Source organism: Glutamicibacter sp. BW78, from assembly GCF_002332245.1.
Classification (GTDB): Bacteria; Actinomycetota; Actinomycetes; order Actinomycetales; family Micrococcaceae; genus Arthrobacter_H; species Arthrobacter_H rhombi_A.
The window spans coordinates 1-20,155 of record NZ_NRGU01000040.1 but is presented as its reverse complement, the minus strand read 5'-3'; the positions used below and the strand labels follow the sequence as shown (position 1 = coordinate 20,155).

The window sequence follows — 20,155 nt, the reverse complement described above, 5'->3', positions numbered from 1 at the left end:
GTTCTTTATGAGTCAACGCGCCATGTTGACACAGCCGGGGGTAGCGGAGAAAAATGGAGGCGGTGTCGGACCGCGGTAGCCCCGGGTTCCAAAATTTAGCCGCTTCGAGCGGCCTTCCGCCGAGAGGTGCTCCCGGTTCGGCACCACCCCACCGGTCAGGTCTTTGAAGGCCCGTGCGTAGACTGGGACGCAATCATTCGTCCACCCACCAGACGCCGGCGGTAGAGCTTCGTGAAATTCAGATTATTTCCCGTGGAGACGCGTGGACTGGAGTTGCTGCAGGAGTTGGGCACCACGGTCCGCCATTGCGTGGAAACCCTGTCCGAGCTGCTGGGGGCTCCCTCCGAGGACCAGCCGGGACTGATCCGAGAGCTCGAGCAGTTCGAGCAGCGGGCCACCGATCTGCATCATGGCCTGCTCACACATCTGCGCACCAGCTACGTCAACCCGCTACCGCGCGAGGATCTCTACACGTTTTCCCGCCTGCTCCATGACGCCGTGGGTGAACTCTGCGGGGCCGGTGACCTGTTGGTGTCCACCTCGGTGTCCGGGGTCTCCCGTCGGGCTGCGGAACAGTTGGAGATGCTCGGACGCCAGTCGGAGATGACCAATGAGGCGCTGGCCAGGCTCCAGCACCCCGATGACTTGGAGGATGTCTGGATCCAGATGATTCGGCTCAGTCGCCGTTCTCGCCGCACGCATCGGGCCTGGCTGGGAGAGATCGCCGATTTGTCCAAGGCCTCCTCGATCCTGCGCCACCGTGCGGTCGCCGAACAATTGCAGGCATCAGTGAACTCGTTGCGGGCGGTCGCCGACCATCTGGGACGCGTCCTGGTCAAGGAATCCTGAGCCGGCCGGAACCATGACCGTGCTGCTGTGGTGCGTCTTCGCCGCGATCTGTGCCTTCGCGTTCCTCAACGGCTTCCGCGACGCCTCCAACTCCGTGGCGGCAGCCGTCCGTACCCGGGCGCTGACCCCCTCGATCGCGGTGGTCTTGGCCGCATTTTTCACTGTCGTGGGAACCCTGCTCAGCACAACGTTCGGCAGTTCCTTGGTCTCCGCCGCCGATTTGAACGTCCCGGATGGGGCCGCCGGTCTGGCGATCCTGCTGACCGCCGTCTTGGCCGCGGGTGGCTGGGGATTGTTTTGCTGGTATCGGGCCATGCCGATGTCCTCGACCCAGGCGGTGATCTCGGGGTTCGCCGGAGCCAGCGGGGCCTCGGCACTGCTCGGCGGGGACGGCGCCCAGGGGATCACCCGGATGCTGGTCGGTGGCGTGCTGATCCCGCTGCTGCTGACCCCAGTGATCGCTTTTGGCCTATCCTTCCTGGTGGTCATCCCGCTGACCTGGCTGCTACGCAATTCCAGCTCCTCTGATGTGAACACCATCGGGCGGCTGGGTCAGTCGGTCACTACCGGGGCCGTGGCCCTGGGGCACGGCCTACAGGACGGCCAACGCACCGCCGCGATGCTCACCCTGGCCCTCGTGGCCGGGCAGACCGCCACCCCCACGGGAATCCCCTTCTGGGCGCAGGCCCTCGCTGCGGGCTGTTTGGGCGTCGGGGTGCTGTGCGGGGGGTGGCGCATCACCCATACGATCGCCTACCGGCTGGTGGCTATCGATCCGCTGCGCGGCATGGGCGCCCAGGCGGTGTCCGCCTCCATGCTGTTCATCGGCGCGATCGCCTTGAACATGCCCCTGTCGACGACCCAGGCGGTGACCAGCTCCATCGTGGGTTCGGGCGCCAACCAGCGGTACGAATCGGTGGCCTGGAGGCGCGTGGTCTCCGTCGTGTTGTATTGGCTGGCAACTCCCGTGACCTGCATTGCCGCCGCAGGGGTGCTTTTCCTGGCCATCAATCCACTGCTGGGCTGGGCCGGCTGAAGCAACGGCCCATGCCCTCGAGGTGCATGCTGCCCGGGGGGAGTTCAACGCACGGATGCGGGGCACCGGCAGGCACCCCGCATCCGCACTCGATCCACTGGGGATCCCCCGGAGATTCCCCCTCCGGGGCCGTTCCCGCCACGCGCTGACCCGCGACGGAAACCGTCTGTTTATCCGAACCGGCCAGAGACGTAGTCTTCGGTGGCCTTGACGGACGGGTTGGAGAAGATCGTGGCCGTATCGTCGTATTCGATGAGCTTGCCTGGTTTTCCGGTCCCGGCGATGTTGAAGAAGGCCGTCTTATCGGATACCCGGGCCGCCTGCTGCATGTTGTGCGTGACGATGACTACCGTGTAGTCGTTCTTCATCTCGTTGATCAGGTCTTCGATCGCCAGGGTGGAGATCGGGTCCAGGGCCGAGCACGGTTCGTCCATGAGGATCACCCCGGGTTTGACCGCAATGGTGCGGGCAATACACAGGCGTTGCTGCTGGCCGCCCGAGAGCCCGGATCCCGGCTTATCCAGCCGGTCCTTGACCTCGTTCCACAGGTTGGAGGCGCGCAGCGAGGACTCCACCAGGTCATCGGCGTCGGATTTGCTGATCTTGCGGGCATTCAACTTCACCCCGGCCAACACGTTGTCGCGGATGGACATCGTGGGGAACGGGTTGGGTCGCTGGAACACCATGCCGATCTGGCTGCGCACGGTGACCGGGTCGACCCCTGGGTCATAGAGGTTGTCTCCGTCGAGCAGGACCTGGCCCTCGACGGTGGCGCCGGGGATCACTTCGTGCATCCGGTTCAGGGTGCGCAGGAAGGTGGACTTGCCACAGCCCGAGGGGCCAATGAAGGCGGTGACCGACTTGGCTTCGATTTCGATGTTCACGTCCTCCACGGCGCGGAAGTTGCCGTAGTAGACGTTGAGGTCTGAGACGTCGATGCGTTTGGACATAAGGGGTTCCTTCGGTGTTCTTCGGGCCTAGCGGCCGGTCTTGGGGGAAAAGACCCGGGCAATCAGCCGGGCGCCGAGGTTCAGGACCATGACCATGATGATCAGCAGCAGGGCTGCCGCCCAGGCCCGTTGGGCACTGGGGTCGATGTTCGTCGGCGAAGTGGGGCTGAGGATCTGGTAGTAGATGAACGTCGGCAGCGTGGCCATCCAGTTGCTGAAGACGTTGAAGTTGATGTTGTTGGCCAGCCCGGCTGTGACCAGGATCGGTGCCGTCTCGCCGATGACGCGGGCAATGGCGAGGGTGACGCCCGAGGCGATCCCGGAGATCGCGGTGGGGATGACCACCTGGGAAATGGTGCGCCATTTGCGCACACCCAACGCGTAGGAGGCCTCACGGAGTTCGTTGGGGACGATCTTGAGCATCTCTTCGGTGGAGCGGACCACCGTGGGGATCATCAACACCGACAGGGCGACGGCGGCAACAATGCCCATCCGGGTGGAGGGTCCGAAGATGACACCGAACAGGGCGCCGGCGAAGAGGCCCGCCACGATCGAGGGGATGCCGGTCATCACATCAACGAAGAACGTGATCCCCCGGCTGAGCGAATTGCCCTGCCCGTATTCGACCAGGTAGATCGCCGCGAGCATCCCGATCGGGACCGAGATGATCGTCGAGAACGCCGTGATCAACAGGGTGCCGATCACTGCGTGGTAGGCGCCACCGAGGACCGGAGTCCCGTCGGCCACCGACTGGTTGTCCACGGCCCCGGTCATGCCGTTCATCGAGGTGAACAGGAAGTTCGAGGTCATTCCCGGCAGGCCGCGTTCGAGCACCGTATACAGCACCGAGATCAGCGGGATCAGCGCCAGGATGAAGCAGCCGTAGATGAGGTAGGTGAAGAACGAGTTGGTCCCCTGCCGGCGGCCCTCCACGATGACGGTCACCGTGGTGGCCCCGGCGACGAAGAGGAGGGCCGTGTAGATCATCATCGAGGCGATGGAGAAGCCACCGAGCGTGGATCCGGCGGCCCCGAGGATCAGGGCGGAGAGTCCGACGGCGGGGATCGCCCACCGAGGCAGGCGCCCCTTGGAGAGCCGGTTGCGGCGCGACGTGACCGGGACGGGAAGCGGGGTCAGGGTGGTGTTGGTCATCAGTTGGCTCCCGAGAATTGCTGGTGGCGGCTGATGATCCAGCGGGCGATCATGTTCACGGCCAGGGTGATCACGAACAGCACCAGGCCTGCCGCAATGAGTTCGGACATCCGCAGGCCGAAGGCCTCGGGGAAGTTCAGGGCGATTTCGGCGGCGATCGTCTGGTTGCCTGATTTGACCAGCGAGGGGATCAGCGTGCCGGTCGATAGCACCAGCGCCACGGCCATGGTCTCCCCGAGGGCACGGCCCAAACCGAGCATGACCGCGGAGATGATCCCGGCACGGGCGAACGGCAACACCGACATACGGATCATTTCCCAACGGGTGGCCCCCAGCGCCAGCGCCGCTTCTTCATGAAGTCCGGGGGCCTGGAGGAAGATCTCCCGCGATAAGGAGGTGATGATCGGCAGGACCATCACCGCCAACACGACGCCCGCGGTGAGCATCGTCTTCCCGGTTTGGGAGACCGGCCCGCCGAAGATGGGGAGGAACCCGAAATTCTGGTTGAGCCATTCATAACCCGGAACCAAGACCGGTGCGAGCACCAAATAGCCCCAGATCCCGTAGATCACCGAGGGGATCGCGGCGAGCAGATCGATCACATAGCCCAGCGGTGCGGCCAGCTTCCGGGGGGCGTAATGCGAGATGAAGAGGGCGACGCCGAGCCCGACCGGGGTGGCCAGCACAATGGCTATGGCCGCTGCGATCACGGTGCCGATGACAATCGGCCAGATATAGGCGAAGAACCCGTGCCCCCCGGAGATGGCTTCCGGGTCGGCGGTGAAGGCGGGGATCGCCTGGACGAAGAGGAACAGGGCGACGGCGAAGAGCGTGAGGAGGATGAGGATCCCGGCGGACTTGGCGGCCGCGGAGAAGACCCGGTCTCCGGTCCTGCCCGAACCGGGTCCCGGAGTCAGCGCATTGGTTGTCATATGTGACCTTTCGGTCCGTGGTGGCCCGGAATCCATAGCGGAGGGGAATTCCTGGACTCCGGGCTGGGTTGGTTATTCGCTTTGGCTACTAGGAAGCTACCTTGATGGAGTCGATGGCCTCATGGGCCTGTTCCATCAACGGCTCGGACAGCGGGGCGCTGCCCGCCGAGTCGGCTGCGGCCTGCTGGCCTTCGGTGCCGACGACGTAGTTGCCCCAGGCCTTGACCAGGTCAACGGTCTCCTGGTCCTGGTAGGTGCTGCAGTAGATGTGGTAGCTGACCAGGCTGATCGGGTAGGCCCCCGATTCGGTGGTATCGCGCTTCAGTTCCAGGGCCATGTCCACGTCCGAGCGTCCGGTGACCGGTTCGGCGCTTTCCACTGCCTTGGCTGCTGCTTCTGCGGAAAGCTCGGTGTAGTCCTCGCCCACCTTGACCGAGGCGGTCCCCAAGTCGCCGACGGCCGAAGCGTCGGCATAGGTGATCGCCCCCGGGGTCGAGGTGGTGGTGGATACGACGCCGGCGGTTCCCTTCGCGTTCTCGGACTGCAGGTCCGAGGGCCAGTCCCCCGACTCCTCGTACGTCCAGGTGTCTCCTGCGGCTGCCGAGAGGTACTGGGTGAAGTTCTCGGTAGTGCCCGACTCGTCGTTGCGGTGCACCACGGTGATGTTGGTGTCCGGCAGGTCGACGCCCTCGTTCTGCTCGGCAATCGCCGGGTCGTTCCAGCTGGTGACCTCCAGCTTGAAGATGGCGGCGATCGTCTTCGCATCAAGCTTGAGCTGACCGACGCCTTCGAGGTTGTAGGCCACGGCGATCGGGGAGACGTAGGCCGGGATGTCGAACGCCCCCTCGGGGCCGCAGATCTTCTGGGAGGATTCGTACTCCTCGTCGGAGAGGTAGGCATCGGAACCAGCAAATTGTGCGCCACCTGCCAAGAAGGCCTTGCGACCGGCTCCTGAGCCATCCGGGGAGTACTGGACCTTCGCCCCCTCGCCGGTGGATTCGAATCCCGACTTCCACGCGTCCATGGCCGCCTTCTGCGAGGAGGCGCCGATACCGGTCAGGGTTCCGGTGACGGCCTTGCTACTCTGCTCCGAAGAGCCGCCCGAACTTTCGGTGCTGCCGGTGGGATTATCGGAACCGCAGGCGGTGAGAGCCAGGGCTGCGACGGAAAGTACTGAGGCGATCTGAACAGTGCGGGAAAGCTTCACGTGGTCATTCCTTCTTCTTCTGCGACGATGGCTGGTCTTGCGGTGCATCTACGACGCTAGGCAGCGGAAGTGAAGAACGGTCCCGGGCCGGGTGAACAACAGGTTAACTCGGGTCGGATCTTCTCGGCATGTTCGCGGGAATTCCAACGTTGACGAGGGTTTTCGGTCGTGAGTGCGCTTCGTGAGCGGTCCATCACACCGCACTGGGGCGTTCACCTGCTTTCATGCCAAACTGTAGGCATGGACAAGGGGACACCGCTGGGCAACGTGTCCTCATTTTTGCGCCGGAGAGCACGTTCGGGGACGGCCCGGGTCCGTGTATCACTGGTGCAGATCATTCAAATCACCGTCTGCGCGGTCGGCGCCTACTGGATCGCGGAGAAGATCCTGGGCCACCAGGCGCCCCTCTTCGCTGCCACATCGGCGGTGATCGCCTTGGGGTTCGGTGGAATGACGAGGATGCGCCGCGTCCTCGAGGTGGCCATCGGCTGCACCCTGGGCATCGCCGTCGGCGACCTTTTGCTCACCGCGCTGGGTACCGGAATCTGGCAGGCGGCCACCGTGGTCTCTGTTTCCCTGATTCTCGCCCGTTTCCTGGACAGCGGCTCGATCTTCACCACCCAGTTCGGAGTTCAGGCCCTGCTCGTGGTTTTGCTCCCGGCCCCCGATGGCGGTCCCTTCACCCGTAGTGCCGATGCCATCATCGGAGGATTATGCGCCCTGCTGATCACCGCCTTGGCGCCGCGGGACCCGCGGCGGGAACCGGCGGGGGAACTACGCCAACTCATACGTGAACTCTCGGCCATCCTGCGCGAATGCTCCGTCGCCGTCCGCGAATCCGATTCGACCCGCGCCTGGCATGCACTGGTCAGGGCACGCGGATCCCAGCCGCTGATGGATAAGATTCCGGCTTCGTTGACCGGCGCCCATGAGATCGCCACGTTTTCACCACATTTTCGGCGCCACCGCGGCGAACTGCAACGGTTGCGCCGGGTTGCCGGGCAAGTAGATCTGGCCATGCGTAACCTCCGGGTCTTTTCCCGGCGGATGGCTTCGGTCATCACCCACGCGGCCCTACGCGATGAAGCCGCCCTGGAGCTCTCGGTCTACCTCGACGAGTTGGCCGATGCCGCCGACGCGTTGGCCCGCTCCGTCATGGAGCCCCAACAATCACAGCGTGACCGAGCAGAGACAGCCGCACGGGAGGAACTCATCGCTGCCGCCGGCCGGCTCACCCCCGCCTCCTTCGGCGCCACCGGACTCCAGGGCGAGGGGCTCGTCCTGTTGCTGCGCCCCCTGGTCGTGGACCTGTTGGAGGCCACCGGCTTGGAGCACTCCGAAGCGGTTCCCTTCCTGGCCCGGCTGTAAAACGCGCCCAGCTGTCAGTCAGAGGCGATAACATCGTGAACCATGGCCAGTAAGAGCAGTACCCGCACCCGAAACGCCCCCAGCTATCGCTGCGCCGAATGCGGTTGGACGACCGTAAAGTGGGTGGGACGCTGTGGTGAATGCCAAGCCTGGGGAAGCGTCGAGGAGATCGGTCAGGTCACCGCCCGCACCACGGCGGCCGCCACCGTGGCCAGCCCGGCGTTGAAGATCGCCGACGTCGACTCCTCATTGGCCCTCTACCGTCCCACCCTCATCGGCGAGCTGGACCGGGTTCTGGGCGGCGGGCTCGTCCCCGGAGCGGTGATCCTCTTGGCCGGGGAGCCGGGGGTCGGCAAATCGACGCTGTTGCTCGACGTCGCCGCCCGCACCTCGCGCACCGACCGTACGGTCCTATACATCACCGGCGAGGAGTCGGCAGCCCAGGTGAAAATGCGTGGCGAACGCATCGACGCCCTTTCCGACACCCTCTATCTGACGGCCGAAACGGATTTGGGCATCGCCCTAGGCCAGATCGAAAGGCTGGACCCCGACCTCCTGGTCATCGATTCGGTCCAGACCTTATCGTCCGCTGATGTTGAGGGGGCCGCCGGCGGGGTGACCCAGGTCCGCGAGGTCGCTGCCTCGCTGATCAACGCCGCGAAGAAGCGAAACATGACCACCATTCTGGTCGGCCATGTGACCAAGGACGGTTCCATTGCCGGACCCCGGCTGCTCGAACACCTGGTCGACGTCGTTTGCCAGTTCGACGGCGAGCGCCACTCCCGTCTGCGCCTGCTGCGGGCCGTAAAGAACCGGTACGGGCCCACGGATGAAGTGGGTTGCTTCGACCTGACCGAATCGGGGATCGAAGGCCTCGCGGACCCCAGTGGTCTCTTCGTCACCCGCACCAAGGAACCGGTCTCGGGCACCTGTGTCACCGTGACCTTGGAGGGGCGGCGGCCCTTGGTCGCCGAAGTGCAGTCACTGCTGGCCAAGACGAGCAACGCCCAGCCTCGCCGGGCCACCAGTGGGCTCGATGCGGCCCGCACGGCCATGATCCTTGCGGTACTCCAGAGCAGGGCGGGGATGGACCTTTCCAACCTGGACTCCTACGTCGCCACCGTCGGCGGCGTCCGGCTGGGGGAACCCGCCACCGACCTGGCCACGGCCCTGGCTATTTCCGGGGCCAAGTTGGATCGTCCCCTGCCGGCACAGTTCATTGCCTTCGGGGAGGTCGGGCTGGCCGGGGAAGTCCGGCCGGTACCGGATATCGGTCGCCGCATCACCGAAGCCGAGCGCCTGGGTTTCCGCTATGCGGTCGTCCCTGCCTCTCCCAATGGTCCCGGTGTCGTACCCCATGGCTTCAAGGTCCGCGAAGTCAGTACCCTGCAGGAAGCGCTGAGCGCGGCCTTTGGTTAGGGTCGACTGCGCACCGCACCGACGTCCTGCCTCGCCGCAGCGGCCGCGCCCTGCTTAGGATGGGGTGATCCATCGGAAGGAACCCCATGCCCAAATCGCCTGAAGAAGCGTTGCGCACCACACTGGCCCGTGTCGCCCCCGGGACCCAGTTGCGTGATGGTCTGGAGCGGATCCTGCGTGGTCGGACCGGGGCCCTGATCGTTCTGGGCAGTGACCGGACCGTTGAATCGATTTCGTCGGGAGGCTTCGACATCAATATCGACTTCTCCCCCACCCGCCTGCGCGAGTTGGCGAAAATGGACGGCGCCATCCTCTGCGACCGCGACGCCTCCAACATCCTCAAGGCGGCAGTGCAGTTGGTGCCCGACCATTCCATTGACACCCAGGAATCAGGAACCCGGCACCGTACAGCCGAACGCGTGGCCATTCAGACGGGTTTCCCGGTCATCTCGGTGTCGCAGTCAATGCATATCATTGCGATCTACGTCCAGGGCATCCGCCATGTCCTGGAAGGTTCCGAACCCGTGCTGGCCCGGGCCAATCAGGCCTTGGCCACCTTGGAGCGTTACCGCAACCGGTTGGACCAGGTCACCAGCACCCTCTCCGCCCTCGAGATCGAGGCAACCGTCACCGTCCGCGATGTTGCCGTGGTGCTCCAACGTCAGGAAATGGTTCGACGCATCTCCGAGGAAATCGACCAGTATGTGCTCGAACTTGGTGTTGACGGACGCTTGCTGGCCCTGCAGTTCGATGAGCTCAGTGCTGGGCTGGGACCGGGCAGTGACCTGCTGCTGAAAGACTATTCCGAGGCCGGAACCGAAACGGAACATGTTGCCGCTTCATTGGCGCAGCTGCGTTCCTTCAGCTCCAACGACATGATCGACCTGAGCCGGATCTCCACGATCCTCGGCTTCACCCCGGGCACCGATTCGTTGGAGGCTGTGGTGCACCCCCAGGGTTTTCGCCTCTTGGCCAATATCAAATCGGTTCCCCGAGCCGTCGCCGATCGGCTGGTTGCCAGCTTCGGCGGTCTACAGCACCTGATGGCCGCCAATATCGACGACCTGATGGCCGTGGACGGCATCGGAGAGCAACGAGCCCGGACGGTCCGTGAAGGGCTCTCACGGATTGCCGAATCCAGTCTGCTCGACCGGTACATGTAGCCCCGTCGGGCGGCGCCCTACTTCAACGAAAAGTTCACCTTATCGCTCTCGACGTCGCCGAGTTTGGCGGAGAACGTGTAGGTTCCCGGACGGGGTTTGGTCTCGACGTCCTTGCAACCCGGGGCACTGCGCAGCCGATCCCAGGTGAAGTGGGCGCTCTCGGTCGCTCCTGCCTTCAACGTCATATCACTATCCGAGGCGTCCGTGCGGCAATCGGTGGTGGAGAAGATCCTGTCGGATCCCGAGACGATGCTGAACTCCTGTTGGCTGGTGCCCACATTCACCGTGCAGTCCTCGGATCCCGTATTTTGGATCTTCATTTCCAAGACAGGTTTTTCGGCCGACGCATAGGTTCCCTTGTCGGTGGCGGCGGTCAATTCAATATCATCCGAGGAGCAGCTGTCCCCTGCCGCTTGCGCGGATGCTGAACCTGCCTCGGAGGACGATGGCGGGGTGCTGCCCGGTTCGGAGGCCGCAGCGTTTCCGGAGGCGGATCCTGAAGCCTCGGCACTGGCGGTGGTGGCCGGTGCCGAACTCGAGGACGCGGCCGGCGCCGGAGGAGCGGCAGCCTCCGGGCTTTTGGTGAAGAAACCGACGACAGCGATCACGGCCCAGACCACTAGTGCCAGGACGACCAGCAGTGCCACTCCCACAACGATTCGACGACGACGGAAGACTTCCGGACTGGGCTTTCCCCTGCCCGGGGTGCGTGACTGCTGTTGTGCCATGCCCCTAGGGTATGGAGCGGCTGCGGCCACCCCCGGCTCCCACGCCGTGCACTAGGGTATTGGTGCCCCGCTTTTCAAGGAGTCACGTGCCATCCACCCCGCCCCTCGATCTTGATCGTCTCCATCACGACATCACCACCTGGTTCACCGCCGAAGGCCGGGACCTGCCCTGGCGCAGTCCGCAATGCAGCGCCTGGGGGGTCATGGTGAGCGAGTTCATGCTGCAACAGACTCCCGTGGTGCGTGTTCTGCCGGTGTGGGAGGAGTGGATGCGCCGCTGGCCAGATCCTGCAGCCCTCGCCGCCGAACCCTCGGGGGAGGCTGTTAGGGCGTGGGGACGCCTAGGCTATCCACGACGCGCCTTGAGACTATGTGAGGCCGCCCGGCGGATCGTGGAAGAACACGACGGGCAGGTGCCTTCCTCTCCCGCGGATCTGCTCGCCCTCCCCGGTGTCGGCAGCTATACGGCCGCTGCCATTTCCTGTTTCGCCTTCGGCCTGCCGGAAACCGTGGTGGACACCAATATTCGTCGAGTCCACGCCCGACTCATCAGCGGTCATGCCCTCCCCGAACCCAGCCATACTGCCGCGGAGGCACGTTTGGCGGCCGAACTCATGCCGGCCACCGAGGACGACGGAGGCACATTAGCCTGCGCCTGGAATGCAGCGGTCATGGAATTGGGGGCGCTTATTTGCACGGCCCGATCCCCCCGTTGCGGGCAGTGCCCGGTCTCGGGCTCCTGTGCGTGGATCGCCCGCGGTAAACCCGAACCGCATTACACGCCCAAGGGCCAGCCCTGGGCGGGGACCGACCGACAGGTGCGTGGAGCCATGATGGCCGTTCTGCGAGCCAGCGACGAACCACAGCAACCGGAGGCACTGCTGGCCACCGGGCCAGCGGAATCGGGAAGCGGCACGGATCTTGATCTCGCGTTCCAGAAGCTTCAAACGCTCCCTGCTGACGTCGAACAACGCAGTCGCTGCCTCGCGGGCCTGCTCGTCGACGGGTTGGCCGTGGAGTCCGGTGCCGGGATCACGCTGCCGCACTAATCGGCGACGGGCGGTTGCCTGTTAAAGACGACGGGACCCCGCAATACGCGGGGTCCCGTGGCACCGTGCGGCGCCTACATCATGAAGAACGAACAGACCTACTTGTCCTTGCCGTCCTTCTTGTCGTCGCCGCCGAGGAACTTCTCCTGCGCGCCGTCGATCTGGTCCTTATGGTCGCCCAGCTGGTCGCCGAACTTATCCTGCGCGGCGTCCACGCCGTCATTAATCTTGTCACCGTGTTCGTTCTTGAGGTCTTTGGCCTTATCGCCCAGTCCACCCAAGCTATCTCCGAGTCCCATTTCTTGACCTACTTTCGTTGGTTTCCAGTTGGTACTTTCGGTGCCACGGTCCTCCACTGGCTGTGGAGAGCGGCTCGTCGGCCCGTTGCCGGGGCCTCCGTTATTAGCCTAAACACGGCCACGGCTCCTCGTCCACCACGACGGGACAAATATCTTGGGATTCTTCCGATCGCGAAATTCTTGACGCTAGAGATTCATGATCATTCTGGTGTTGCCCAGAGTGTTGGGCTTGACCCGCGCGAGGTCCAGGAACTCGGCGACGCCTTCATCGGTGGAACGCAACAGCTCCGAGTACACCTCGGGGTCCACCGGGCTCTGGTTCTCCATGACGTCGAAGCCCATGGTCTTGAAGAAGTCGACTTCAAAGGTCAGGCAGAACAACCGGCTCACACCGATCCTGCGGGCATTTTCGACAAGTTCGATCAGGAGGGATCTGCCGATGCCCTGGCCACGGCGGCTGCCCACTGTCGCCAGGGTACGAACTTCTGCAAGGTCTTCCCACATCACATGCAAGGCACCGCATCCGAGCAGAACACCCTCGTCCTCGGCAACGACGAATTCCTGCAGGCTTTCGAAATAGGCGACGGCTTCTTTCTCCAACAGGACTCGTCGATCGGCCAACGGTCTGACGAGCTGGCGGATCCCTGCCACGTCTGAGGTGCGGGCCGGCCGAAGTATGAAATCTGGCATTGACCTATTCTATTCCTGCCGCTGGGGCCCACCCAGCACATGACGAGGGGCCCGGCCGTGGATGTCCACGACCGGGCCCCTCGCCCTGGCAAAAATCAGGCTCAGGTGCTCAAGTGGCCTTCTTCGATTTCCGCTGGGCTGTCCTTGCCTTCCAGCGCAGGGGTCTCCTCGCGGCCGGTGAAGGTGAACTTGGCGTCTTCGCCTTCACCCTCGACGTCCACGGTGACCGTTTGGCCGGCCATGATCTCACCGAAGAGGATCTTCTCGGAGAGCTGGTCCTCGACTTCACGCTGGATGGTCCGGCGCAGTGGACGGGCACCCATGGCCGGGTCGTACCCCTTTGTCGCCAACAGGTACTTCGCTTCGTCGGTCAGCAGCACGTGCATGCCCTTTTCGACCATGCGGGACTCCAGCCGAGCCACGAACAGGTCCACGATCTGCACGATCTCTTCCTGCGAGAGCTGCGGGAAGACGAGCGTGTCATCGACACGGTTCAGGAACTCGGGGCGGAAGTGCTGGCGCAGTTCCTCCTGAACCTTGGCCTGCATCCTGTCGTAGTTGGTCTTCGTGTCGCTGGTCGACTGGAAGCCGGTCATGACGCCCTTGGAGATATCCCGGGTACCCAGGTTGGTCGTCATGATGATCACCGTGTTCTTGAAGTCCACGACACGGCCCTGGGAGTCGGTCAATCGGCCGTCCTCCAGGATCTGCAGCAACGAGTTGAACAGGTCCGAGTGGGCCTTTTCGACCTCGTCGAAGAGGACGACGGAGAATGGACGACGGCGGACCTTCTCGGTCAGCTGCCCACCTTCCTCGTAGCCGACGTAGCCCGGAGGGGCGCCGAAGAGCCGGGACACGGTGTGCTTCTCCGAGTACTCGGACATGTCAAGGGTGATCAGCGCGTCTTCCTCGCCGAAGAGGAACTCAGCCAGCGCCTTGGCCAGTTCGGTCTTGCCGACGCCGGTCGGGCCGGCGAAGATGAACGAGCCGCCGGGGCGGTTGGGGTCCTTCAGCCCGGCACGGGTACGGCGGATGGCCTGCGAGATCGACTTGATGGCCTGATCCTGACCGATGACCCGCTTATGCAGCTCGGCCTCCATGTTGAGCAGGCGGCCGGACTCCTCCTCGGTGAGCTTGATGACGGGGATGCCCGTGGAGTTGGCCAGTACTTCGGCGATCAGTTCCTCGTCCACTTCGGCGATATCGTCCATATCGCCGTTCTTCCAGGACTTCTCCTTCTCGGCGCGCTCCTCTTGGAGCTTCTGCTCCTTATCGCGCAGCGAAGCGGCACCCTCGAAGTCCTGAGCATCGATCGCAGATTCCTTCTCCCGGCGGACGTTGGCGATCTGCTCGTCCATTTCCTTGAGTGCTGGCGGAGCCGTCAGTCGGCGGATCCGCAGGCGGGCTCCGGCCTCGTCGATCAGGTCGATGGCCTTATCGGGCAGGAAACGGTCTGAGACGTAGCGGTGTGACAGCTGCGCCGCAGCAGCCAGTGCCCCGTCGGTGATGGTCACCCTGTGGTGCGCCTCGTAACGGTCTCGCAGGCCACGCAGGATTTCCGTGGTGTGTTCCACGGAGGGTTCCTTGACCTGGATCGGCTGGAAGCGACGTTCCAGCGCGGCATCCTTCTCGATGTGCTTGCGGTACTCGTCCAGTGTGGTGGCACCGATCGTTTGGAGTTCGCCGCGAGCCAGCATGGGCTTGAGGATCGAGGCAGCATCGATGGCGCCTTCGGCTGCGCCGGCACCGACGAGGGTGTGGATCTCGTCGATGAACAAGATGATGTCGCCGCGGGTGCGGATTTCCTTGAGGACCTTCTTCAGGCGTTCCTCGAAGTCACCGCGGTAACGGCTACCGGCCACCAAGGAACCCAAGTCCAGGGTGTAGAGCTGCTTGTCCTTGATGGTTTCCGGGACATCGCCGCGCACAATGGACAGGGCGAGGCCCTCGACCACTGCCGTCTTGCCGACACCGGGCTCACCGATCAGCACCGGGTTGTTCTTCGTCCGACGTGAGAGCACCTGCATGACGCGCTCCTTCTCGAACTCACGGCCGATCACCGGGTCGAGTTTGCCGTCGCGGGCGGCCTGCGTGAGGTTACGCCCGAACTGGTCCAGAACGACCGAGCCGGCGGGCTGGCCTTCGGCCTGGCCCTGCCCCACTCCTGCGCCAGCAGTCTCCTTGCCGCCTTGGTAGCCCGAGAGCAGCTGGATGACTTGCTGGCGGACCCTGTTCAGGTCGGCGCCGAGCTTGACCAGCACCTGGGCGGCGACTCCCTCGCCCTCACGGATCAGACCGAGCAGGATATGCTCCGTGCCGATGTAGTTGTGGCCCAGCTGGAGTGCCTCACGCAAGGAGAGTTCCAGGACCTTCTTGGCGCGGGGGGTGAAGGGGATGTGTCCGGACGGGGCCTGCTGGCCCTGCCCGATGATCTCCTGCACCTGCTCCCGAACGGCACCGAGGGAGATGTTGAGCGACTCCAGCGCCTTCGCGGCGACACCCTCCCCCTCGTGGATCAGGCCGAGCAGGATGTGCTCGGTTCCGATGTAGTTGTGGTTGAGCATGCGCGCCTCTTCTTGGGCGAGCACGACAACGCGACGGGCACGGTCGGTGAATCTCTCAAACATGCGGCACACTCCTAGCTAACGCGTACTCACGATGCTACGCATCAAACGTCCTCAGATGGCCCGTGTTCGCCGTGGGGATAAAGCAGATTTCGACGCCGGGCGACCCGCGGTGCGACCGGGCCGCTTTCTCGGAGGTCCCGATTCCTGTCGAAGCAGGCTCAGGACTCCGGGTGCACTTCGCGGTAGGCGTCGATGACCTCCGAGTGCAGGCGGCCGCGTTCGCTGACCTTGAAGCCGTTTTCCGCGGCCCACGCACGAATGGCAGGGGCTTCGGAAGCGGAGTAGGCGATGGAGCGTCGTGCCCGGGCGATGAAGGGAGCCAATGCTTCGCGCAGTGTGCTGGCATTGGCATCACCGAGGTCAATCTCGTAGTGGCTGCCGTCCAAGCCGAAATGCACGGTCTCGTTCGCCGTTGACCCGTCGAGGTCGTCGATGAGCGTAATTTCGACCTTGCGCGCCACGGGCGGCTCCTTACTTCGAAGGTGTCGGGACTATTGGACAGCGTCCCGGGGCATATCGATCCCGGAGTTCAGGGGTCGAGGTGCGCTTCCGGACACCATCGTACTGCGGATTGTCCGGCCCTGGCGGGCCGACCCCTACTCCCCCGTCGGGTCACCGTTTCGGGGGTCTGTCTCTCCGGGCCCGGGGCCCCCTTCACGATGGGCATCGGCAGCTGATTCAGCCAACCGCTCATTACGGTCCACCCGGAACAACGCCCGCATGACGAACCAGAAGACCAGTGCGGCAACGATCGTTGGCAGCAAAACCTCGACGTAGGCCATCTTCCTAGGCCTCAGGCTTCAACAGCGGGTAGAGGATGGTCTCGCGGATGCCAGCGTCCGTGAAGAGCATGACCAGCCGGTCGATGCCCAGCCCGATGCCACCCATCGGCGGGGCGCCGTATTCCAGGGCCCGCAGGAAGTCCTCGTCCAACTGCATGGCCTCGTCATCGCCATCGGCGGCCATCAGCGATTGTTCGGTCAGTCGTTCACGCTGGATGACCGGGTCGATGAGTTCAGAGAAGGCGGTGCCTCGCTCCATCCCGCCAATGATCAGATCCCAGGCTTCAATGACTCCCGGCTGCGATCGGTGCGGCCGGGCCAAGGGCTGGGCTGCCGGCGGATAGTCGTAGACGAAGGTCGGGTCGATCAAGGTGGGCTCGACGATCTCCCCGAAGAGTTCGATGACCAGCTTCTCAGCCCCCCACTTGGGGTCGACCTTGATGTGGTGCTTCTCGGCGATCGAATGCAACGTCTCGGCAGTCGTCTCGGGGGTGATGTCGACGCCTACAGCCTCGGAGAGGGCTGGGTAGACGCTCAGCCAGCGCCATTCGCCGTCGAGGTTGATCGTGCCCTGGGAGGTTTCGATCCGACGTCCGGCGCCCACTGCGTCGGCGGCCTTGAGGATGATCTCTTGGATCCGTTCGGCCATCACGAACTGGTCGGCATAAATTTCATAGCATTCCAGCGTCGTGAACTCCGGGGAGTGGGTGGAGTCCACGCCTTCGTTGCGGAAAAGGCGCCCGACTTCGAAGACTCGGGGGATGCCACCAACGACGGTGCGCTTGAGATAGAGCTCGGTGGCGATCCGCAGTGTCATGTCTTGGTCGAAGGCATTCAGATGCGTGTGGAACGGGCGTGCCGCGGCACCACCATGCATCAGCTGCAGCATGGGCGTTTCGACTTCCACGTACCCGTGGCCATAGAGCGTGTCGCGAACGGCACGGGTGACAGCGTCACGCTTATAGATCATCTCGCGGGCCTCGTCGCGGACCATGAGGTCGGCATACCGCTGGCGGACCCGGTTCTCCTCGTTGAGGTCGGCGTGCAGCACCGGCATGGGGCGCAGCGCCTTGGAGGCCATCTGCCATTCGGTGACCATAATGGACAGCTCGCCGCGGCGTGAGGTGACGACGGCACCCTTGACGAAGACGTGGTCGCCTAGATCGGTGAGTCGCTTCCAGTCAGCCAGCGACTCCTCGCCAATGTTAGCCAGCGACAGCATGGCCTGCAGGCGAACTGCTTCGCCCTTCGGGCCCGACTCCTGCAACGTGGCGAAGCACAGTTTTCCGGTATTGCGGGCGAACACGATGCGCCCGGCCACGCCGACGACATCCTGGGTTTCTTCGCCGGCTTCCAGATGCGCGTACTTCTCACGGATTTGCAGCAGGGTGTGGCTGCGTTCAACGCCTACCGGATAGGCCTCGCGTCCCGCTTCGAGGAGTTCGGCGCGTTTGGCCAAACGCACCTGGCGCAGGTCGTGCGTGTCGATGGTCTCGGCAGGAGTGGGGGCGGCGGGGGTCTGATCAGCAGTCACAGTACTCAATTCTACGTCTTTCGGTCGAGGCACGGGCACCGGCTCTCGTCCTGGTGTCGACGATCTCAATTTGCTCCACGAAAGGGCTCCGACCGGCGCCCCCTAGGTGGGGGGGGCGCCGGTCGGAGTAGGGTCACCAGATCGCGACGCGCTCCGCGGGATCCAGCCACATCCCGTCGCCGGGCTTCGTATCGAAGGCCTGGTGGAAGGCATCCATGTTCCGGGCCACCTGGTTGCAGCGGAACTCCCCGGGCGAATGGGGGTCGGTCGTGATCCGGTTGACCATCGTTTCGGGCCGAGTCAACGATCGCCAGCATTCGGCCCAACTGTGGAAGAAGCGCTGGTCTCCACTGAGACCGTCGATTTCTTCGTCGGCCGTGAGCCCCCGGGCCGCCAGATCCAAGCGGTAGGCCTGGTAGGCGATGCCCAAGCCGCCGAGATCGCCGATATTCTCACCCAAGGTGAGCCGCCCGTTGACGTGATGTTCGGGAGCCTCTTCGGGGACGAGGGCATCGTATTGGGCCACCAGGCGGGCCGTCAGTTCTTCGAAGGCCACCCGATCTTCGGCGGTCCACCAGTCGCGCAGCTGGCCCGTTCCGTCGAATTGTGAGCCCTGGTCGTCGAAACCGTGGCCGATCTCGTGTCCGATGACGGCACCGATGGCCCCGTAGTTCGACGCCGAATCCCGGTCCGGGTCGAAGAACGGGCTACGCAGAATGGCAGCCGGGAAACCGATTTCGTTCAAAAGCGGGTGGTAGTAGGCGTTGACGGTCTGCGGGTACATGAACCACAGGTCCCGGTCGACACCCTCAGTGATCTTTGCCAGTTCCCGGGAGAACTCGAATTCGTTGGCATTGGCAACATTGCCGATCAGATCGTTGGGGTCGGCTGCCAGGGAACTGTAATCGATCCACTTCACGGGGTAGCCGATCTTGGGACGGAACATGGAGAGTTTTTCCTGGGCTTGCGCTCGGGTTTCCGTGCTCATCCAGTCCAATGCGTCGATGGACTGCCGGTAGGCGGCGATGAGGTTGGCGACCAGATCCTCCATGAGGTCCTTGCTGCGCTGCCCGAAGTGCCGGTCGACATAGAGTTGTCCGATATCTTCTCCGACGGCTCCCTCGGTGAAGGCCACACCCCGTTTCCACCGCGGGCGCATTTCGGTGACTCCCGCCAATGTGGCCGAATAGAAGGCAAAGTTCTCTTCGACGAAAGCCGAGGACAGGAACGATGCGTTGCTGCGCACTACCTGCACGGCCAACCAGTCCCGCCAGGCAGGGAGTGGCAGGGAGTGGAGCAGACCCTCGATCCCCTCCAGATAACTGGGCTGCCAGACGTCGACTTCGTCGTAGTACTTCTCATCGATGCCAGCCCCCTCCAACCAGAGGCGCAGGGTCGGCTGGAGGGCGAAGAGTCCCTCGGATGACATGAGGTTGTACCGGGCCTGGGCGTCACGGCACTTCACGGCATCCCAGTGATGCGCGGCCAGGGCCTTCTCGAGTTCGACCACGCCGGCAGCTGCCTGCTCGGCAGCGGGAACATCGACCAGGCCGAGCAATCGGCCGAGGTGTTCCTGGTACTGCCCCAGGAGTTCGGAGAATTTCTCTTCCCAATAATAGGACTCGTCCGGCAGACCAAGTCCGGATTGGATGATCGACAGGATGTTGCGATCAGGCTGACCGGCGTCGGAGTTGGCACCTACCTGATACAGGCCCGAGACGCCTCGGCGCTGAAGGGCACCGCTGAGGGTCAATAGCTGTTCGATACTGGTGCAGGCATAGACGGCTGCCAGGTCTTCCCGGATGGGTTCCATGCCTCGATCTTCAATGGCCTGCTCGTCCATGAAGCTTGTGAAGAGAGCGGCAATCCGTTCCTGGCGGGCATCGGCCAGGCCGGCCCCGTTGGCGTTATCGTCACGTGCTTCCTGGATGATGGCGTGTACCGCGGCTTCCGCATCGTCACGCAGCTGCATGAACGACCCATAGCTGCCCTGATCCCCAGGGATCTCGGCGGTGGCCAGCCACCGACCATTAACATGACGATAGAGATCGTCTTGGATCCTGACTTCGTGGTCTCGGTGGTCCACTGAGCTCGCGGGCATGGGCATCGTCGGTGAGGCTGGATCTGCAGTCATGGCTCCCCAAGGGTATGGACGCCCACAGTGACCGTGGCGTCGAGGATGGTCTGCCACTCACCCTACTGATCGACTTCGGGCTTTGGCTGTGCGCCGGCCAAAGTTCCCCTGAACGCGAAACCTCGAACCGGGGACCACCCCTCAGGAAAGCAGGGTTAAATGCGTAGGGCGCCGGACGATGTCCAGCGCCCTACTCAAAGTTTGGCCGGCGGCGACCTACTCTCCCACACCCTCCC

18 protein-coding genes are annotated in these 20,155 nt (G+C 63.9%); 6 read left to right on the top strand and 12 right to left on the bottom strand.

The features are described 5' to 3' along the window. Positions 1-252 precede the first annotated feature (252 nt). Both CIK75_RS15005 and CIK75_RS15000 read left to right on the top strand, forming a co-directional pair. A complete protein-coding gene (locus tag CIK75_RS15005; RefSeq protein ID WP_241895493.1) occupies positions 253-849 on the top strand; it encodes a hypothetical protein in 597 nt (198 codons plus the stop codon). 13 nt (positions 850-862) lie between these two features. Further along, positions 863-1,885 (top strand): inorganic phosphate transporter, encoded by a 1,023-nt coding sequence (locus CIK75_RS15000; protein WP_086997598.1) that lies wholly within the window; start codon positions 863-865, stop codon positions 1,883-1,885. A gap of 170 nt (positions 1,886-2,055) precedes the next feature. Here the strand turns inward: CIK75_RS15000 and pstB are convergent, their stop codons facing one another. From pstB to pstS, 4 genes are all read right to left on the bottom strand, one after another. Beyond that, positions 2,056-2,835, bottom strand: a complete 780-nt coding sequence (gene pstB / locus CIK75_RS14995; RefSeq protein WP_086997601.1) for a phosphate ABC transporter ATP-binding protein PstB — start codon at positions 2,833-2,835, stop codon at positions 2,056-2,058. A gap of 27 nt (positions 2,836-2,862) precedes the next feature. Next, positions 2,863-3,987 carry a phosphate ABC transporter permease PstA gene (gene pstA / locus CIK75_RS14990; RefSeq protein WP_086997603.1) on the bottom strand — a complete coding sequence of 375 codons (1,125 nt, stop codon included), beginning with the start codon at positions 3,985-3,987 and terminating at the stop codon, positions 2,863-2,865. Continuing rightward, positions 3,987-4,919, bottom strand: a complete 933-nt coding sequence (gene pstC, locus CIK75_RS14985; protein WP_086997605.1) for a phosphate ABC transporter permease subunit PstC — start codon at positions 4,917-4,919, stop codon at positions 3,987-3,989. The genes pstA and pstC overlap by 1 nt, the downstream gene beginning before the upstream one ends. Positions 4,920-5,007: 88 nt before the next feature. Beyond that, positions 5,008-6,126 (bottom strand): phosphate ABC transporter substrate-binding protein PstS, encoded by a 1,119-nt coding sequence (gene pstS / locus CIK75_RS14980; protein WP_241895492.1) that lies wholly within the window; start codon positions 6,124-6,126, stop codon positions 5,008-5,010. Between the two features lie 240 nt (positions 6,127-6,366). Here pstS and CIK75_RS14975 point away from each other — a divergent pair, with 240 nt between their 5' ends. The 3 genes from CIK75_RS14975 to disA all read left to right on the top strand — a co-directional run bounded on the left by CIK75_RS14975 (position 6,367) and on the right by disA (position 10,076). Next, positions 6,367-7,494, top strand: a complete 1,128-nt coding sequence (locus tag CIK75_RS14975; protein WP_096224562.1) for an FUSC family protein — start codon at positions 6,367-6,369, stop codon at positions 7,492-7,494. A gap of 42 nt (positions 7,495-7,536) precedes the next feature. Then, on the top strand, positions 7,537-8,913 hold the full coding sequence (radA, locus tag CIK75_RS14970) for a DNA repair protein RadA (RefSeq protein ID WP_086997613.1): 1,377 nt from the start codon (positions 7,537-7,539) through the stop codon (positions 8,911-8,913). 86 nt (positions 8,914-8,999) lie between these two features. After that, on the top strand, positions 9,000-10,076 hold the full coding sequence (gene disA / locus CIK75_RS14965) for a DNA integrity scanning diadenylate cyclase DisA (protein ID WP_086997616.1): 1,077 nt from the start codon (positions 9,000-9,002) through the stop codon (positions 10,074-10,076). A 17-nt stretch (positions 10,077-10,093) separates the two neighbouring features. Here disA and CIK75_RS14960 read toward each other — a convergent pair whose 3' ends face one another. After that, on the bottom strand, positions 10,094-10,804 hold the full coding sequence (locus CIK75_RS14960; RefSeq protein WP_143269241.1) for a hypothetical protein: 711 nt from the start codon (positions 10,802-10,804) through the stop codon (positions 10,094-10,096). A gap of 86 nt (positions 10,805-10,890) precedes the next feature. On the opposite strand from CIK75_RS14960, the gene CIK75_RS14955 reads away from it, so the two are divergent. Next, entirely contained in the window at positions 10,891-11,853 is a 963-nt protein-coding gene (locus CIK75_RS14955) for an A/G-specific adenine glycosylase (protein ID WP_275542624.1), read from the top strand. Positions 11,854-11,951: 98 nt separating this feature from the next. Here the strand turns inward: CIK75_RS14955 and CIK75_RS14950 are convergent, their stop codons facing one another. The 7 genes from CIK75_RS14950 to CIK75_RS14920 all read right to left on the bottom strand — a co-directional run bounded on the left by CIK75_RS14950 (position 11,952) and on the right by CIK75_RS14920 (position 19,919). Continuing rightward, entirely contained in the window at positions 11,952-12,152 is a 201-nt protein-coding gene (locus CIK75_RS14950; RefSeq protein ID WP_086997625.1) for an Rv0909 family putative TA system antitoxin, read from the bottom strand. Between the two features lie 186 nt (positions 12,153-12,338). Continuing rightward, on the bottom strand, positions 12,339-12,842 hold the full coding sequence (locus CIK75_RS14945; protein ID WP_086997628.1) for an amino-acid N-acetyltransferase: 504 nt from the start codon (positions 12,840-12,842) through the stop codon (positions 12,339-12,341). Positions 12,843-12,943: 101 nt separating this feature from the next. Further along, positions 12,944-15,469 (bottom strand): ATP-dependent Clp protease ATP-binding subunit, encoded by a 2,526-nt coding sequence (locus CIK75_RS14940; RefSeq protein ID WP_086997631.1) that lies wholly within the window; start codon positions 15,467-15,469, stop codon positions 12,944-12,946. 158 nt (positions 15,470-15,627) lie between these two features. Continuing rightward, a complete protein-coding gene (locus CIK75_RS14935; RefSeq protein WP_086997634.1) occupies positions 15,628-15,930 on the bottom strand; it encodes an Lsr2 family protein in 303 nt (100 codons plus the stop codon). Positions 15,931-16,065: 135 nt separating this feature from the next. Next, positions 16,066-16,251 (bottom strand): hypothetical protein, encoded by a 186-nt coding sequence (locus CIK75_RS14930; RefSeq protein WP_086997637.1) that lies wholly within the window; start codon positions 16,249-16,251, stop codon positions 16,066-16,068. A 4-nt stretch (positions 16,252-16,255) separates the two neighbouring features. Then, positions 16,256-17,785, bottom strand: coding sequence for a lysine--tRNA ligase (gene lysS / locus CIK75_RS14925; RefSeq protein ID WP_086997639.1), 1,530 nt, complete (start codon positions 17,783-17,785; stop codon positions 16,256-16,258). Between the two features lie 133 nt (positions 17,786-17,918). After that, positions 17,919-19,919: a M13-type metalloendopeptidase gene (locus tag CIK75_RS14920; RefSeq protein WP_179204266.1), complete on the bottom strand. Its 2,001-nt coding sequence runs from the start codon at positions 19,917-19,919 to the stop codon at positions 17,919-17,921. Positions 19,920-20,155: the final 236 nt, after the last annotated feature.